14 protein-coding genes and 4 tRNA genes are annotated in these 17058 nt (G+C 67.0%); 14 read left to right on the forward strand and 4 right to left on the reverse strand.

The window, feature by feature from the left end; all coding sequences use genetic code 11:
• The first annotated feature begins 101 nt into the window (after positions 1-101).
• Positions 102-998, forward strand: a complete 897-nt coding sequence (locus ASD69_RS01955) for a sterol desaturase family protein (RefSeq protein ID WP_056173309.1) — start codon at positions 102-104, stop codon at positions 996-998.
• Here the strand turns inward: ASD69_RS01955 and ASD69_RS01960 are convergent.
• The 4 genes from ASD69_RS01960 to ASD69_RS01975 all read right to left on the reverse strand — a co-directional run bounded on the left by ASD69_RS01960 (position 995) and on the right by ASD69_RS01975 (position 4501).
• A complete protein-coding gene (locus tag ASD69_RS01960) occupies positions 995-1678 on the reverse strand; it encodes an AraC family transcriptional regulator (protein WP_056173312.1) in 684 nt (227 codons plus the stop codon). The genes ASD69_RS01955 and ASD69_RS01960 overlap by 4 nt on opposite strands.
• Before the next feature lie 206 nt (positions 1679-1884).
• Entirely contained in the window at positions 1885-2889 is a 1005-nt protein-coding gene (locus ASD69_RS01965; RefSeq protein WP_056173315.1) for an NADP-dependent oxidoreductase, read from the reverse strand.
• 114 nt (positions 2890-3003) lie between these two features.
• Entirely contained in the window at positions 3004-3828 is an 825-nt protein-coding gene (locus ASD69_RS01970; RefSeq protein ID WP_056173317.1) for an oxidoreductase, read from the reverse strand.
• A gap of 91 nt (positions 3829-3919) precedes the next feature.
• Positions 3920-4501, reverse strand: coding sequence for a TetR/AcrR family transcriptional regulator (locus ASD69_RS01975; RefSeq protein WP_056173320.1), 582 nt, complete (start codon positions 4499-4501; stop codon positions 3920-3922).
• Between the two features lie 362 nt (positions 4502-4863).
• On the opposite strand from ASD69_RS01975, the gene ASD69_RS01980 reads away from it, so the two are divergent.
• The 13 genes from ASD69_RS01980 (at position 4864) to ASD69_RS02040 (ending at position 16633) form a co-directional block, all read left to right on the forward strand.
• A complete protein-coding gene (locus ASD69_RS01980) occupies positions 4864-5751 on the forward strand; it encodes a methyltransferase domain-containing protein (protein WP_056173323.1) in 888 nt (295 codons plus the stop codon).
• A 194-nt stretch (positions 5752-5945) separates the two neighbouring features.
• Positions 5946-6260 carry a hypothetical protein gene (locus ASD69_RS01985; RefSeq protein WP_056173326.1) on the forward strand — a complete coding sequence of 105 codons (315 nt, stop codon included), beginning with the start codon at positions 5946-5948 and terminating at the stop codon, positions 6258-6260.
• An 89-nt stretch (positions 6261-6349) separates the two neighbouring features.
• Positions 6350-6435, forward strand: a tRNA-Leu gene (locus ASD69_RS01990).
• A gap of 35 nt (positions 6436-6470) precedes the next feature.
• On the forward strand, positions 6471-7100 hold the full coding sequence (locus ASD69_RS01995) for an alpha-ketoglutarate-dependent dioxygenase AlkB (RefSeq protein WP_056173329.1): 630 nt from the start codon (positions 6471-6473) through the stop codon (positions 7098-7100).
• 171 nt (positions 7101-7271) lie between these two features.
• Entirely contained in the window at positions 7272-8570 is a 1299-nt protein-coding gene (tig, locus tag ASD69_RS02000; protein ID WP_056173332.1) for a trigger factor, read from the forward strand.
• Between the two features lie 166 nt (positions 8571-8736).
• Positions 8737-9363 carry an ATP-dependent Clp endopeptidase proteolytic subunit ClpP gene (clpP, locus tag ASD69_RS02005; protein ID WP_056173335.1) on the forward strand — a complete coding sequence of 209 codons (627 nt, stop codon included), beginning with the start codon at positions 8737-8739 and terminating at the stop codon, positions 9361-9363.
• 186 nt (positions 9364-9549) lie between these two features.
• A complete protein-coding gene (gene clpX / locus ASD69_RS02010; protein WP_056173339.1) occupies positions 9550-10842 on the forward strand; it encodes an ATP-dependent Clp protease ATP-binding subunit ClpX in 1293 nt (430 codons plus the stop codon).
• Positions 10843-11089: 247 nt separating this feature from the next.
• Entirely contained in the window at positions 11090-13522 is a 2433-nt protein-coding gene (lon, locus tag ASD69_RS02015) for an endopeptidase La (protein WP_056173342.1), read from the forward strand.
• 221 nt (positions 13523-13743) lie between these two features.
• Positions 13744-14016: an HU family DNA-binding protein gene (locus tag ASD69_RS02020; protein WP_056173345.1), complete on the forward strand. Its 273-nt coding sequence runs from the start codon at positions 13744-13746 to the stop codon at positions 14014-14016.
• 11 nt (positions 14017-14027) lie between these two features.
• Positions 14028-14102: transfer RNA gene (locus ASD69_RS02025), tRNA-Val, on the forward strand.
• An 80-nt stretch (positions 14103-14182) separates the two neighbouring features.
• Positions 14183-14259, forward strand: a tRNA-Asp gene (locus ASD69_RS02030).
• Positions 14260-14368: 109 nt separating this feature from the next.
• A tRNA-Asp gene (locus ASD69_RS02035) sits at positions 14369-14445 on the forward strand.
• Positions 14446-14641: 196 nt separating this feature from the next.
• The gene (locus tag ASD69_RS02040) at positions 14642-16633 is read left to right on the forward strand and encodes a peptidylprolyl isomerase (RefSeq protein WP_056173348.1); all 1992 of its coding nucleotides are present in this window, start codon (positions 14642-14644) and stop codon (positions 16631-16633) included.
• Positions 16634-17058 lie beyond the last annotated feature (425 nt).

Genomic DNA, 17058 nt, shown 5'->3' on the forward strand with positions numbered 1-17058 from the left:
TCCCTGCCGGAGGATCCGCGCGCGCAGGATGCGCGGTTTGTTCAAGCCGCGCGCGCGGCGCGGGCGTGAGCATGCGCGCTCCATGATCGTCTGGAGTGAAGATGAAACGCTGGATCCTGCGCCTGTACGCCCCGGTGTTCCTGCTGGGCTTCGTAGGCACCGCCGCGTGGTGGGTGGGGCAGCGCCACGGCGATGCGCTGTGGTTGCTGCCGCTGCTGAGCCTGGCGGCGTTGCTGTCCTTCCTGGCCGAGCAGTTGTGGCCTTACGACGTCTGCTTCAACCGTAGCCATGGCGATCGCGGTCGCGATGTCCTGCATGCCTTGGTCAACGAGGGCGCGAACGTGCTGTCGATCGGTTTGGTGCCGCTGCTGGCGGGCTGGTTGCCCTGGCAGTGGTGGCCGCTGCAGTGGCCGTTCGCCGCGCAGTTGCTGCTGGCCATCGTGGGCGCCGATCTGGGCATCACCCTGATGCACTACGCCAGTCATCGCATCGGCTGGCTGTGGCGCCTGCATGCCGTGCATCACAGCGTGACGCGCATGTACGGGCTCAATGGGTTGATGAAGCATCCGCTGCATCAGGCCGTCGAAGCGGTAGGCGGGGTGTTGCCGCTGCTGTTGCTGGGCATGCCGTATCCGGTGGCGGCGGTGCTGGCCTTCGCCATCGCCGTGCAACTGCTGCTGCAGCATTGCAATGTCGCCATGCGGCCGGGCCCGCTCGGGCGGATGATGGCCTGGGCGCCGCGGCATCGCTTCCATCACCTGCGTTACGGCCGCGCCGGCGACGTCAACTTCGGCTTGTTCTTCACGGTCTGGGACCGGCTGCTCGGCACCGCCTTCGATGCGCCCGGCTATCGCATAGGTAGCCGCGACCTGGGGATAGGCAGTCAGCCGGACTATCCGCGCGACTACTTTGGCCAACTGCTGGCGCCGTTCCGCGACCTGTCCTCGGGCGACACGCCGCCGATGCCGGCGGCGCTGACGACGGCCGCCAGGCGTTAGGTCTGTAAGCGCAACCCGCGCAGTTGCGCGGCGCCGATCCCGAACATGCGCCGCAAGCTGCGCGACAGATGCGCCAGGTCAGCGAAACCGGCAGCGTGCGCGCTGTCGGTGAGGCTGTCGCCGGCGAGCAGGCGCAGCAGGGCCTGGTGAAGGCGTCGCCATAGCACCCAGCCGCGCAGGGTCACGGCCAGGTCGGATTGGAAGCGCCGCTGCAGCTGGCTGGTCGACCAGTGCGCGGCCTGCGCGATGTCGGCGGCGGACACGCTGTCGGGCAGGCGCGCGCCGATCTCGGCGATGGCCGCCTGCAGGCGGCGGTCCAAGGGCCGGGCCCGGCACAGGCCAGACAACAACGGCTGCAGTGCCGACAGCTGGGCCGGCAGGTTCGGCAGTTGCGCCAGCACCGCGTCGACATCGACGTGGCTGGGCTCGAGGAAGATCGTGCAGCCCTCGGCCGGGGCGGCGAGCACCGCATGCGATTGGAACGAGGGTAGCCACAGGCGATGCGCTTGCCTGCGTTTGCCGTCGACCTCCACCAGCCAGGGCTCGGCATCGCTGAGCAGCAATTGGTGGGCGTAGTGCGCGTGGCGCAGGCTGCGGCCGGAGCGGCCCTGCAGCGCCGCCACGTGCTCGCCCAGCAATAAGGTTCCGATCCAGGCGCTGGAGGAGGGCAATGCAGGCATGCGGATGTCGGCGAAAACTCGCTACCGTTCGTGCAAGAGCGATTGTGGCCGAAATCGAAGCTCGGCAATCGCAGGTCCGACAGGCGGTCGAGCTGGAGTTCCCGCGCCGATCGGACTGCCGCCTGTCCTCGCTTCCTGCGCGGGCAGCGAGCCTGTGATCGATCGTGACCCGAAGCGGCTATGAAGGCCGTCGGCGTTCGCGACCGCTATCCGACCATCTTGACGACGACCTTGCCTTTCGCGCGCCCTCTGGCCAGATAGTCCATCGCGTCGTTGGTGGCTGAGAACGGGAATACTTTATCCACGATCTGTCGGACGGCGCCGGATTCGATGAGCGCAGTGATCTTGCTCAGTTGCTCGCCATTGGCCTGCATGAAGACGAACGAGTAGCCGACGCCCTGCCGCTTGGCCTTGCGCCGAATGTCGAAACTCAACAGGCGCATGACTTGCTGGAGTGGCCAGCTCAAACCGCTGTGCTTGGCGAATTCCACATCCGGCGGGCCGGAGATCGAAATGAGTTTCCCTCCGGGCTTCAGCACCCTGAGGGACTGTTCCAGTGTGTCCTTGCCCAGGCTGTTCAGGACCACGTCGTAGCCACGCAGGACCTTTGTGTAGTCTTCATTCTTGTAGTCGACGACGACGTCCGCACCGAGGCTTCTGACCAGACCGACATTCTCCGTGCTGGTGGTCGTCGCCACCGTCGCGCCGAGGTGTTTCGCCAGTTGGATGGCGAAGGTGCCAACCCCGCCGGAGCCGGCATGGATCAGGACCTTCTGCCCCGTCTTCAGCTTGGCGCGTTCGACCAGCACCTGCCACGCGGTCAGGCCGACCAGCGGGATGGAGGCGGCTTCCGTCATGCTGAGATTCCTGGGCTTCAGCGCAACATCGGCTTCGTCCATCGCGATGAGCTCGGCGAACGTCCCGATGCGGCCCTGGTCCGGCCGCGCATACACTTCATCGCCGGGTTTGAAGCGGCGGACCTTGGCGCCGACGCGAACCACGACCCCGGCCACGTCGTTGCCCAGGATCAGCGGCAGTCGATAGGGCAGGATGAGCTTGAACTCGCCATCCCGGATCTTGGCGTCCAGTGGGTTCACACCCGCCGCATGGACGGCGACCAGGACATCCTGCTCGCGCACTTCCGGTTCCGGCATTTCTTCCAGGCGCAATGGGCCGTTGCTCTGGTAACGGTCGACGATGAAGGCCTTCATGACTGCTGCTCTCGGTGTATGGCCCGGGCCGACTTGAAGCGGACGGTGTCGGCAGGGGCGGTGGTTCGCATGGCGGTGCGTCGAGGGTTGTGGACCGCCCGGTAGGCGTGGCGGCTAGGCCTTGGGACTGTCGAGCCGCAGATCCTTTCGAATGCCGGCGTCCACCCACCGGGTCGGCGCGAACCTGCGCAACAGCCTCAGACGATTCGCCAGCCCGCCGGCCGTGTAGCGGAGTTTGGGTTGCGCGGCCGTGGCCGCTTTCAGGACGACCTCGGCCACGATGCTGGGTTCGTCGGCGCGGGCCATGACCTGCTCGAGTACCTTGTCCAGAAGCGCGCGAACTTCCCGATACTCATCGAGTTTCGAATCCGGAGCCAGAAAGTTCGAGTCGAACCGGGTCCTGGTGTAGGCGGGCTCGATCACCGAGACCCGGATGCCTCGTGTGCGCAACTCATGATCGAGCGACTCCGAATAGCCTTCGATCGCATGCTTGGTCGCGGCATAGAGGGCCCCATAAGGCATCGGAAGGAAACCCAGCACCGAGCCGATGTTGATGATGCGGCCAATGCCTTGGCGACGCATGTGAGGCACGACGGCACGGGTCATGCGGATGAGCCCGAAGAAGTTGGTTTCGAAGATCGCCTTGGCCTGCTCGATCGAGCTCTCCTCCGCTCCGGCGGGCGCGACGCCGAAGCCGGCGTTGTTGACGAGCAGGTCGATACGGCCCTCCTGTCGTATCAGCGCGCTCACGGCGGCTTCGACCGATTCGTCGCTGGTCACGTCCAGCGACAGCATCGCGAACGAGCGTTGTATCGACTGAGCGCCGTGCCGGCTGGTGCCGTAGACCTTGTAGCCCGCCATCGCGAGCCGCTGCGCCGTGGCTTCGCCGATGCCGGATGAGGCGCCGGTTACGAGTGCGATGGATTCCTTGATCTTCATGAGCGGCCTTCAGTCGGTGGGGTGGGCGTGCATTGAATATGATGTTCGTCATATTCGAGGTCGAGCGCATCGGCATGAGCACGCATTGCGCTCAGTCCTGGGAGGGCGTGAGCTGCTTCAAGGCAGCCTCGCGCAGGCCTTCGGATAGCTTGGGGTCGTCGACGGCGCGCGCCAGCACCAAGGTGCCGACCATCGCCGCGATGGTGAAGAGGGCGTGCTCGTGCGCGCTGGGCTGTCCCCAGTCGGGCGACTGGCGGGCGACGAGATCGATCATCTCCTTGATCCGCCGCGTGGCGGCACGTCTGACCTCGGGCGCCTGGCGCGGCATCTCCGATCCGAGCGCTGCGGTCGCACATCCCGTCTCGATGCTTGCCAGGTGTTGCTCGGAGAGATAAGCCCGCATCATGGCCGGAAGCGCCTGTTGCGGCGGCAAGCTGGCGGCGATCTGCTCCATCATCGCCACGCTTTCGCCGCCGGCGCGGTCCGCCGCCTCGGCGAGCATTGCCTCGCGCGACGCGAAATGCGCATAGAAGCCGCCGTGCGTCAGACCGGCGGCTTTCATGATGTCCGCGACGCCGGTGCCGTTGTAGCCGCTGCGCCGTATGGCGCGTGCGGCGGCGTCGACTATCCGATCGTGGGTGGCTTCTTTGGAGCGGGTGGCGGCTCGTTTCATATGATGGTCATCATATTTAGTTTGAGCGCACGATGCAAACGGCTTTCCGGAGCCGGTCGCCGCCGTTGCGGGGCAGGGTTTCGACGGCACGCCGACGAGCGTGCTTATGCGCCGATTTTCTGCAGAGAGCGAACGGTGTCGCCGTTGCCTTTTGCGTAACCGATTGATTTGTAATTGAACTATGCCGTTCCCCTAGCCTTGCCGGGCTAGCCGACCGATGCGGAAAGCAAGCGCGCGCGGCCAGGGGCTGTCGCGTTGGGCAGCCATGGACGACCCACTTGGATTCGTCCAAGGTAATCGCCCGAACGCGTACGGCGCCGCGACCGCAGGCCTTCGCGATAAGGATCTGGGCAACGACAGCGATGGCGGACCGCAACATCGAACTCGAACTTTTCGCACGATCCCATCCAACCACCGCATTGCAGGGGCTGCTCGAGCAACTGGAGGGCGATCGGGCGCTACTCGAACCCGAGGCGCTGCCGGCGCGCTCGCGTGCACTGGACGGGCTCGAACGCGCCCTGGGCCTCGATGTCGGCGACGATGCCGAACGCGCGCGCGCCGACGCATTGCGGGGCTGGCTGGAGGCATTGGACCGTGCGCTCTGCGACGGGCTGCGCGAGGACCTGCGTCGCGGCGGCGGAGGCGCCGGATTGCTGGACTGGGCCGCCCGCTGCTTCATCGCCGAAACGGAGACCGGCGAACACTACGATCCCCTCGACGAACTCGTCAGCGGCGTGCTGCGCCTGCCTGCGCCCGGCGACGAGATCGGCGCGCTGGCGGAGGAGATGGTGTTCTATCAGCCCACGCCGGCGCGGCATGTCTTCGATCTGCTGCGGCGTCTGTCGCTGTGCGCCGACGATGTGGTGCTCGACCTCGGCGCCGGCCTCGGCCATGTACCGCTGCTGGTCGCGGCCTGCACCGAGGCGCGCGCGCACGGCGTGGAGATCGAGCCGGCCTATGTGGCCAGTGCGCAAGCCTGCGCCGCCGAGCTGGGGCTGAGGCGCGCCACGTTCGCCTGCGCGGATGCGCGCGCGGTCGATCTGGGCCAGGCGACAGTCTTCTATCTGTACACGCCGTTCACCGGCGCGATCCTGCGCCAGGTGCTGGACGCGATCGCGCAACAGGCGCGATCGCGCGCGATCCGCGTCTGCACGCTGGGGCCCTGCACCGCGGTAGTCGCCGCCGAGCCTTGGCTTGCGGGCGACGCGCGGCCGCCTAGCGACCGGATCGCGGTGTTCCGCAGCCGCTGACTGCAGCGGTCGCCGCTGTCGCGAGCGAGTCGCGCCTGAGGCGATATCGGGAAATGAAGCAAACGGAGGCGGCAGAGGCCCGCTAGTCCGGAGCGCTCGGTCGGCAACCGGTTCGTCGCATCGCGAGCAGCGGTTAAGCCCGCGCTAGGGTGGCGTGGGTAGCCTGAAAGCATCCACGGAAGAGGAGGGCGGTCATGCGCAAGCTAGGGTGGGGGCTGATGGTGAGTCTGGCTTTGTCGACGCCGGTTTGGGCCGCCGACACGGTCGCGTTCGGCAATCGGGTGCTCGTAACCGGCGATGGGGTGGGGCAGGTCTATCAGGTCGCCGGCGCGCCCAGCCGGATCAAGAAGATCGAGAATAAACGCGGCGCCGAGGTCGGCGAGCGTTTCGAGTATTACCGCGACGGCAAGACCACGCTGATCACGATCAAGGACGGCAAGGTCGCGGCGATCGAGGAGGTCTACGGCTCCGCGCCCGTCGCCGCGCCCCCGATTCAGGCCGAGGACTGAGCGTCGGGCACGCGTCGCGCGCGGCCGCTTTGCGCAAGGCGCCGCCGCGCGCCTAGAATGCCCGGCCCGCGTTGCGGGTCGGCGCGAACGCGAAAGTGGCGGAATTGGTAGACGCACTGGATTTAGGTTCCAGCGGGTAACCCCCGTGCGGGTTCGAGTCCCGCCTTTCGCACCAGCCCCGGCGCCGGCCTTGAGGAGCGCCCACCGCGCATGCAGGACCTGTTCGCCCCGGCCGACGGTTTCCAGACCCTGACGATGGACGGCGCCGATGTGGCGCTGCTGGCGCGCCTGGACCTGGGGCGGCCCGACGCCGAGGTGCTGGCCGAGCTGATCGCGGAGGTGCCCTGGCGCGCCGAGCGCATCGTGGTGTTCGGGCGCGAGGTCGCGCAGCCGCGCCTGAGCGCCTGGTACGGCGATGCCGACGCCGCCTACACCTATTCCGGCCTGCATCTGCGGCCGCGCCCCTGGACGCCTTTGCTGGCCGACCTGAAACAGCGGGTGGAGCGGGCCAGCGGGGCCGAATTCAACAGCGTCCTGCTCAACTACTACCGCGATCACCGCGACGGCATGGGTTTTCACGCCGACGACGAGCCCGAGCTGGGCCCGGCGCCGACCATCGCCTCGCTAAGCCTGGGCGAGCGCCGGGTGTTCGTGATGAAGCGCCGCCTCGCGCGCGGGGCGGCGCCCAGCGCGGTCGCGCCGGTGCGCATCCCCCTGGACTCCGGCAGCCTGCTGCTGATGCGCGGCCAGACCCAGCGCCACTGGCTGCACGGCATCGCCAAGCTCGCCCGGCCCTGCGGACCGCGGGTGAACCTGACCTTCCGTCGCATCCTGCGCTGAGCCGGCACCCGTACGATCCGTGCCGCCAGGCGACCTTCGGACGCCCGGCTGGCAGCGCGGCCCGTAATCGGCGAAACTAGTAAGTTCCGCTGGAGGGCCTAGACCCGGCCAGCGGTCGGACAGGTCTTCAACATCGTGCCGCGACGGGCCGTCGCGGTAGCAGGAGTGGATATGCAAGTTTCGGTCGAATCGCTGGGTAATCTGGAACGCCGTCTGACCTTCAGTCTCCCGGCGGATCGCCTCGAGAGCCAGGTCGGCGGTCGCCTGCGCGAAATCGCGCGCGGCGCCAAGATCAAGGGTTTCCGTCCCGGCAAGGTGCCGGCCAAGGTGATCGAGCAGCGTTTCGGCGAGCAGGTCCGCGCCGAAGTGCTCGACGGCCTGCTGCGCGAAGGCTTCAGCAATGCCGTGCGCCAGGAGTCGCTGCAGATCGCCGGTAACCCGATGATCGAGCCGGCGGCCGCCGAGGGCGGCGAGCTGGCCTACGTGGCCACCTTCGAAGTGGTCCCGGATTTCGGCGACATCGACGTCGCCAAGCTCAATGTCGTGCGCCACACCTCCGACGTCGCCGATGCCGACATCGACGCGATGATCGAGAACCTGCGCCTGCAGCGCCGCACCTGGAACCCGATCGAGCGCGCCGCCGCCGCCGGCGACGCGGTCGAGATCGAAACCTGGTCGCAGGTCGGCGACGAGCGCATCCCCGCCGAGGGCGTGGAGCGCGGCGCGACCGTGATCGGTTCGGGCGCGATGTTCCCGGCGATCGAAGAAGCCCTGGTCGGCCTCAAGGCCGGCGAAGAGAAGGTCGCCCCGATCGAGTTCCCCGCCGAATGGCGCGTGCCGCAGTTCGCCGGCCGCACGGTCGAGGTCCACCTCAAGGCCACCACGGTGTCCGAGCCGGTACTGCCTGAGGTCGACGCGGCCTTCATCAAGAGCTTCGGCATCAAGAGCGGCGACACCGAGCAGTTCCGCTCCGACATCCGCAGCAACCTGGAGCGCGAGCTCAAGGGCGCGCTGATGACGCGTCTGCGCCGCGAAGTGGGCGAGCAGCTGATCGCCGCCTACCAGCACGTGGAAATGCCGCCGAAGCTGGTCGAGGGCGAGGCCCGCGACATGGCCCGACAGACCGTCGAGCAGGCGCGCCGCCAGGGCCGCAACATCGAAGCCCCGGCCGACGCCTACCTGACCTTCATGGACAGCGCGCAGAAGCGCGTGCTGGTCGGCCTGCTGGTCGGCGAGATCGCGCGCCGCAACCAGCTGATGCTGGACCCGCGCCGCGTCAACGAGACCCTGAAGCTGATCGCCTCGACCTACGAGGAACCGCAGCAGGTGATCGAGCTGTACCGCAACGACCCGCAGCTGATGAACAGCCTGCAGGGCCGGGTGATGGAAGAGCAGGTGATCGACTGGATCGCCGAGCGCGCCCAGCACACCGAGCAGCCGCTCTCGTTCAGCGAAGCGATCCGCCAGTAAGTCCAGGCGGCGATCCCGCAGGAAGCGAACGCGCCAGGCCGGCGTCCCGAACCCGGGACGCCCTTGCGTAGAGGCCCGGCAGGCCCCAAGTTGGGCCTACCCGGGAACCTTCGGTACCGCCGAAGGCTCTGCAAAGCATTCAACGTCAGCCATAGGTGCCGTCGAGATGGACAACCGAATCCAAGCCCTGAACCTCGTACCGATGGTGGTCGAACAGACCAGCCGCGGCGAGCGCGCGTACGACATCTATTCGCGCCTGCTCAAGGAGCGGGTGATCTTCCTGGTCGGCGGCGTCGACGATCATGTCGCCAACGTCATCGTCGCCCAGATGCTGTTCCTCGAGGCCGAGAACCCCGAGAAGGACATCAGCTTCTACATCAACTCGCCGGGCGGCGTGGTCACCGCGGGCATGGCGATCTACGACACCATGCAGTACATCAAGCCCGACGTGAGCACGATCTGCATCGGCCAGGCCGCCAGCATGGGCGCGCTGCTGCTCGCCGCCGGCGCCAAGGGCAAGCGCTACGCGCTGCCGAATTCGCGGGTGATGATCCACCAGCCCTCCGGCGGCTCGCAGGGCCAGGCCACCGATATCGAGATCCAGGCGCGCGAGATCCTGACCCTGCGTCAGCGCCTGAACGAGGTGCTGGCCAAGCACACCGGCCAGCCGATCGAGACCATCGCGCGCGACACCGAGCGCGACAACTTCAAGAGCGCCGAGGCTGCGCGCGAGTACGGTCTGGTCGACCAGGTGCTCGAGCGGCGTCCGGAAGACTCGATCCAGGCCGCCTGAGGCCGGGCCCGAGCCCGCGCGCAAGCCGTTGATCGAACTCCTGTTTTCGGCAGGCAGTGAACATGGCGACCGGCCCGGGGACGGGCCGGAGCGCTGTGTTATCCTCGGGCCGACAACGCACCACGTAACTGCGGACGCGGCCCGAGCGGGCGCGCTCCGAGAACACCGCACCATTTGGGCAAAAGCATGAGCGACGATCGACAGGGACGCAGCACCGGCGATAGCAGCAAGATTCTCTATTGCTCGTTCTGCGGCAAAAGCCAGCACGAGGTCCGCAAGCTGATCGCGGGCCCGAGCGTGTTCATCTGCGATGAGTGCGTCGAGCTCTGCAACGACATCATCCGCGAGGAGCTCGAGGAGAAGGCGCAGTCGGCGCGCAGCCACCTGCCCAAGCCGCGCGAAATCCTCGAGGTGCTGGACCAGTACGTGATCGGCCAGCAGCGCGCCAAGCGCACCCTCGCGGTGGCCGTGTACAACCATTACAAGCGCATCGAGAGCCGTCAGAAGAACGACGACGTCGAGCTCGCCAAGTCCAACATCCTGCTGGTCGGTCCGACCGGTTCGGGCAAGACCCTGCTGGCCGAGACCCTGGCGCGATTGCTCAACGTGCCGTTCACGATCGCCGATGCGACCACGCTGACCGAGGCCGGCTACGTCGGCGAGGACGTGGAAAACATCATCCAGAAGCTCCTGCAGAAGTGCGACTACGATGTCGAGAAGGCGCAGCAGGGCATCGTCTACATCGACGAGATCGACAAGATCTCGCGCAAGAGCGACAACCCCTCGATCACCCGCGACGTGTCGGGCGAAGGCGTGCAGCAGGCGCTGCTGAAGCTGATCGAAGGCACGGTCGCCAGCGTTCCGCCGCAGGGCGGCCGCAAGCACCCGCAGCAGGAATTCCTGCAGGTCGATACCCGCAACATCCTGTTCGTGGTCGGCGGCGCGTTCGCGGGGCTGGACAAGATCATCCAGCAGCGCAGCACCGAGGCCGGTGGCATCGGCTTCGGCGCCAAGGTCAAGAGCAGCGAGCGCAAGATCGAGGTCGGCAAGATCCTGGCCGAGGTCGAGCCCGAGGATCTGATCAAGTTCGGCCTGATCCCCGAGTTCGTCGGCCGCCTGCCGGTGGTCGCGACCCTGGAGGAGCTGGACGAGCAGGCCCTGGTCACCATCCTGACCGAGCCCAAGAACGCGATCACCAAGCAGTTCAAGAAGCTGTTCGAGATGGAGAACGTCGAGCTGGAGTTCCGCGCCGACGCGCTCACTGCGATCGCGCGCAAGGCGCTCAAGCGCAAGACCGGCGCGCGCGGCCTGCGCACCATCGTCGAGTCGGTGCTGCTGGACACCATGTACGAACTGCCTTCGCTGGAGAACGTCAGCAAGGTGGTCGTGGACGAGTCGGTGATCGACCACAAGTCCGAGCCTTACCTGATCTACCAGACCCCGCCGGCCGCCGCGCCCAAGGTCGCCGCCGCGGACTGAACGCGGCCCCAGCGGCGTTCCCGGACGGGCGCCGCATATCGGCTGTAACCGGCTGATTCCATGACGGTTTTTCTGCACGGCCCGCGCTGCGAAGCGCGGGCCGCTTGCATCCTATGGCGCAGGCCCCCATAACCGTCGCAAGGGGCTGCATCGCCCGCGATCCCGGTCGGGGACGCCATCGACGGCGTCCGGTTCTACCTGCCGGATTTCCAGTATTTTTCAAGTGTTTTCTCCCCCCGGAGCTGTCATGACCGAACCCACCGAACGCGACGTGCTGGATCTGCCGGTGCTGCCGCTGCGCGACGTCGTCGTGTTCCCGCACATGGTCATCCCGCTGTTCGTCGGCCGCGACAAATCGATTCGCGCCCTCGACCTGGCGATGGAGTCCGATAAGCGCATCCTGCTGGTCGCCCAGAAGTCGGCCGAGACCGACGATCCCGGCGCCGAGGACCTGTACGCGATCGGCACCCTGGCGCATGTGCTGCAACTGCTGAAACTGCCCGACGGCACCATCAAGGTGCTGGTCGAGGGCGTGTCGCGCGTCGAGGTCGACGCCGTCGCCGAGCGCGATGGCGCCCTGGCCGGCCAGGCCCACGTGGTCGAGCCCGCCATCGACCGCGAGGAGCGCGAGATCGAGGCGATCGCGCGCTCGCTGATGACCCTGTTCGAGCAGTACGTGAAGACCAACCGCAAGCTGCCGCCGGAGCTGATGCAGACCCTGTCGGGCATCGACGAGCCCGGCCGCCTGGCCGACACCATCGCCGCCCACCTGGGCGTGCGCATCGGCGACAAGCAGAAGCTGCTGGAGACGCACGCCGTGGGCGCGCGCCTGGAACAGCTGGTCGGCCTGGTCGACGGCGAAATCGACGTGCAGCAGCTGGAGAAGCGCATCCGCGGCCGGGTCAAGTCGCAGATGGAGAAGAGCCAGCGCGAGTACTACCTCAACGAGCAGATGAAGGCGATCCAGAAGGAGCTGGGCGAGATCGACGACGCGCCCAACGACATCGACGAGCTCACCCGCAAGATCGCCGAAGCCGGCATGCCCAAGCCGGTCGAGACCAAGGCCCGCAACGAGCTCAACAAGCTCAAGCAGATGTCGCCGATGTCGGCCGAGGCCGCGGTGGTGCGCAATTATCTGGATTGGCTGCTGGGCGTGCCGTGGAAGAAGCGCAGCAAGGTGCGCAAGGACCTCAAGGCCGCGCAGGACGTGCTCGACGCCGACCATTTCGGCCTGGAGAAGGTCAAGGAACGCATCCTCGAATACCTCGCGGTGCAGACCCGCGTGAAGAACATGAAGGGCGCGATCCTGTGCCTGGTCGGCCCGCCGGGCGTGGGCAAGACCTCGCTGGGCCAGAGCATCGCCAAGGCCACGAACCGCAAGTTCGTGCGCATGTCGCTGGGCGGCGTGCGCGACGAGGCCGAGATCCGCGGCCACCGCCGTACCTACGTCGGTTCGATGCCGGGCCGGATCGTGCAGAACCTCAACAAGGTCGGCAGCAAGAACCCGCTGTTCGTGCTGGACGAGATCGACAAGATGTCGATGGACTTCCGCGGCGATCCGTCCTCGGCGCTGCTGGAGGTGCTGGACCCCGAGCAGAACAATTCCTTCAACGATCACTACCTCGAGGTCGATCTGGACCTGAGCGAGGTGATGTTCGTCGCCACCTCCAACTCGCTGAATATTCCCGGCCCGCTGCTGGACCGCATGGAAGTGATCCGGATCCCGGGTTACACCGAGGAGGAGAAGCTCAACATCGCCATGCGCTATCTGCTGCCCAAGCAGATCAAGGCCAACGGCTTGAAGGTCGACGAAATCAAGATCGCCGAGTCGGCGGTGCGCGACATCGTGCGCTACTACACGCGCGAATCCGGCGTGCGCAATCTCGAGCGCGAGATCTCCAAGATCTGCCGCAAGGTGGTCAAGGAAATCGCCCTGGCCGGCCCCAAGGCCAAGAAGAGCAAGGACGGTTCGGTCAACGTCGGCTCGAAGAATCTCGACAAGTACCTGGGCGTGCGCCGCTTCGATTACGGCCGCGCCGAGGAGCAGAACGAGGTCGGCCTGGTCACCGGCCTGGCCTGGACCGAAGTCGGCGGCGATCTGCTGCAGGTCGAAGCCACGCTGGTGCCGGGCAAGGGCCAGCTGCTGCTGACCGGCCAGCTCGGCGACGTGATGAAGGAATCGGCCTCGGCCGCCCTGTCGGTGGTGCGCGCGCGCGCCGAACGCCTGGGCATCGACGTGGAATTCCTGCAGAAGCACGACGTGCACGTGCACGTGCCCGAGGGCGCCACGCCCAAGGACGGCCCCAGCGCCGGCATCGGCATGGCCACCGCGCTGGTGTCGATGCTGACCAAGAATCCGGTCAAGGCCGATGTCGCCATGACCGGCGAAATCACCCTGCGCGGACGCGTGCTGCCGATCGGCGGGCTCAAGGAAAAACTGCTGGCCGCGCTGCGCGGCGGCATCCGCACCGTGATCATTCCGGACGAGAACAAGAAGGATCTTGCCGACCTGCCCAAGAGCGTGACGCAAGGCTTGAAGATCGTGCCCGCGCGTTGGATCGACGAGGTCTTGGACATCGCGTTGGAACGTCCGGTGACGCCGACGCCGGTGGCCGGTCCGGCCGAAGTTCCGGTGCGCGATGGCGGACAAGCATCGCCTCAGCCGGACGTCAAGCATTGACGGAATCCGTTGGTCGGAAAGCGGTCCAATCGGCTGGAAGGCCCGTCGTTATTAGCTTTCAGGCTTGCACCCCCAAAATGCCGCTGGTATAACGACCGCAACCGCGCGAAAGCTGCCACAGACGCAGTAGGCGCGGCAAACTCGATCGGCGTGGCCCGCTCGCGCAGCGCGCCACGCCGATTCTCAGAACACGCGGTAACACCGCACAGGGAGTCCAAAGAATGAACAAGGGTGAATTCATCAGCGCCGTCGCCGATGCTGCCGAGCTGTCCAAGACCGACGCAGCCAACGCCGTCGACGCCGTTATCGGCGTGATCACGAAGGCGCTGAAGAAGGGCGACACCGTCACGCTCGTGGGCTTCGGTACGTTCCAGGTCCGTAAGCGCGCCGCGCGCCAGGGCCGCAACCCCAAGACCGGCGCCACCATCAAGATCAAGGCCTCGAAGAACCCGGCGTTCAAGGCTGGCAAGGCGCTGAAGGATGCTGTAAACTAAGCGACTCGCTCGGGTGCTTAGCTCAGCGGTAGAGCGTCTCCTTTACACGGAGAGGGTCGGGGGTTCGAAACCCTCAGCACCCACCAGATCAAACTGGCCCTACTGCTAAGCCGCCCGCCGGAAACGGCAGTGCCGCGAGGCGAAAGGCCAAAAGTTTCAAAAGTGCGGAGTGGTAGTTCAGTCGGTTAGAATGCTGGCCTGTCACGCCGGAGGTCGCGGGTTCGAGTCCCGTCCACTCCGCCAGTTTCGCCAAAAGCGCCGGAAACGGCGCTTTTGTTTTATATAAGTGAGGGTCCTCGATTTTGTTGCATAGCGGTAGAATCGTCGGCTCGAGTTTCCAGGTTCAAACAGCGGAGTGGTAGTTCAGTCGGTTAGAATGCTGGCCTGTCACGCCGGAGGTCGCGGGTTCGAGTCCCGTCCACTCCGCCAGTTTTGCCGAAGGCGCCGGAAACGGCGCCTTCTTTTTTGCCCGCGCTCCGGGATCCGGGTTCCAGGCCGGTCGCTTCGACGCCGTTCGCGATTTCGCCCCGGTCCGGAACCGGCGGCCCCGCCCGGGCCGGCCAGGCCCGCGCGCCCGGCCTCAAGCGCGCTAAACTGTCCGGCTTACGACCTACGCGACCCGGATATGCTGCAGAAACTTCGCGACAAGACTTCCGGCTGGATCGCCACCGCGATCCTCGGCCTGCTGATCATTCCCTTCGCCTTCGTCGGCATCGAGCAGTACATGGGCGCGCGCACCGACACCTCGGTCGCGCATATCGATGTGCCGCCCTCGTACTGGCAGAGCGCGCCGTCGTGGTGGCCGGTGTCGATGCTGTGGCAGCACGAGAAGATCGACTCCACCGATTTCCGCACCGCTTTCGAACAGGAGCGCCAGCGCCGCCGCGCGGCCGAGGGCGAGGCCTTCGATGCGCGCGATTTCGAGAGCAAGGAAAACAAGCTGGCGATCCTGGACCTGCTGATCGATCGGCGCGTGCAGGAACTGGCGTCCAAGAGCGAAGGCCTGGTGGTCAGCGACGCGCTGGTCAAGAAGACCCTGGCCGAAGTGCCGGCGTTCCAGGTCGACGGCAAGTTCAATCTCGATCGCTACCGTCTGGCCCTGGCCTCGCAGGTGCCGCCGCAAACGCCGACCCAGTTCCAGGAAACCGTGCGCCAGTCGCTGCAGCAGTCGCTGCTGGCCGGCGGCCTGGTCGAGAGCGAGTTCGTGACCTCGGCCGAGCTGGACCGCCTGATCCGCCTGATGGGCGAGACCCGCGACGTCGGCCTGGTGATGCTGCCGCAGCCGGCGCCCGACACCGGCGCGGTCAGCGCCGCCGAACTGCAGTCCTGGTACCAGGGCCACAGCGCCGATTACCGCGCGCCGGAAACCGTGACCCTGGAATACGTGGAAGTGAACGCAGCCAGTGTGCCGCCGCCGGCGCCGGCCGACGAGGACACCCTGCGCAAGCGCTACGAGCTGGAAAAGAGCCGTTTCGTCGCTCAGGAGCAGCGTCTGGCTTCGCACATCCTGGTGCGCGTGGCCGACGGCGCCGACGCCGCGGCGCAGAAGGCCGCAGAGCAGAAAGCGACCCAGTTGACCGCACAGGCCAAGGCCGCGGGCGCCGACTTCGCCGCGCTGGCGCGCGCCAACAGCGACGACACCGGCTCCAAGGCCGGCGGCGGCGATCTGGGTTGGGTCAGCAAGGGCATGATGGTGGCGCCGTTCGAGCAGGCGCTGTTCGCCGCGCCGCAGGGCGCGATCGTGGGCCCGGTCAAGACCGACTTCGGCTGGCACGTGATCCAGGTGCGCGAGGTCAAGGCCGGCCAGCCGGAGACCTACGAGCAGGCACGCGAAGCCCTGGCGCGCGAGCAGGCCGAGGCCGACAGCGAACGCGTGGTCAGCGACTTCACCGGCCGCCTGGTCGATCTGGTCTACAAGAATCCGTCCTCGCTGGGGCCGGCCGCGCGCGAGATGAAGCTGCCGGTGCAGAAGCTCGGCCCGCTCACGCGCAATGGCGCGCGCAGCGGCGCCCAGGGCCTGGCCGCGAACCCGGCGCTGTTGCGCGCGGCGTTCTCCGACGCCCTGATCCAGGGCGGCACGGTCAGCGATCCGATCGAGATCGCTCCCGGTAACAGCGTGCTGATCCGCGTGACCGCGCATACGCCCGAGCGTTCGCAGCCGCTGGCGCAGGTGCGCGATCAGGTGATCGCGGCGGTGCGCGCCGACCGCGCCACCAAGGCCGCGACCAAGGAAGCCGACGCGCTGCTGGCGCGTCTGCGTGGCGGCGAGACCCTGGAAGCGGTGGCGACCTCCAAGCAACTGCCGGCGCCGCACGCGATCCCGAACCTGCCGCGCGGCGCGCCGATTCCGGACCCCAGCGTGAGCGAGGCCGTGTTCGCGGTCGCGCCGCCCGCGGCCGGCAAGGTCACCCCGGGCAGGGCAATGCTGCCGGACGGCCGCGCGGTGCTGTTCGCGGTCAGCAAGGTCACCCCGGGCGATCTGGCCCAGGTTCCTCCGCCGCAGCGCGAACAGATGCAGACCCAGCTGGCCCAGATCAGCGGCGCCGACGACATCAAGGCGCTGGTCGCCGCGCAGCGCAAGCGCATGAAGGTGACGGTGGTCGATCAGAATCTCTGATCGGTACTGGCGTTATCGCAACAAAAAGCCCGGCATCTCGCCGGGCTTTTTGCTTTTGGATTCTTGATGGCGCCTCTTGCGATTCCCCTCTCCCGCTTGCGGCCACCGAAGGAACCGCAAAGCCGATAAGGTGCCCGGAGGGCGGACGTGTGCAGCGCGTGAGGTTGGGCTGCTGCGCGCTTGCGGCGACGACTCGCACCTCAGCCCGATCGCACAGCGATCGGGCTGAGGTGCCGCTCAAGCCGATGGCTCGCAAGGCCGGCCCCTCACCCCGCAAGCGGCAGAGGAGCTAAAGCGCTGAGGCGACTTCGCTATCCCTTCTCCCGCCCGCGGGAGAAGGTGCCCGAAGGGCGGATGAGGGCAGCGCTTGAGGTTAGTGCTGCGTGCTTGGGGGGCCGCGCGAGCCGATGACTCGCAAGGCGTAG

The sequence above is a fragment of the Lysobacter sp. Root604 genome, assembly GCF_001427505.1.
Lineage (GTDB): Bacteria > Pseudomonadota > Gammaproteobacteria > Xanthomonadales > Xanthomonadaceae > Lysobacter.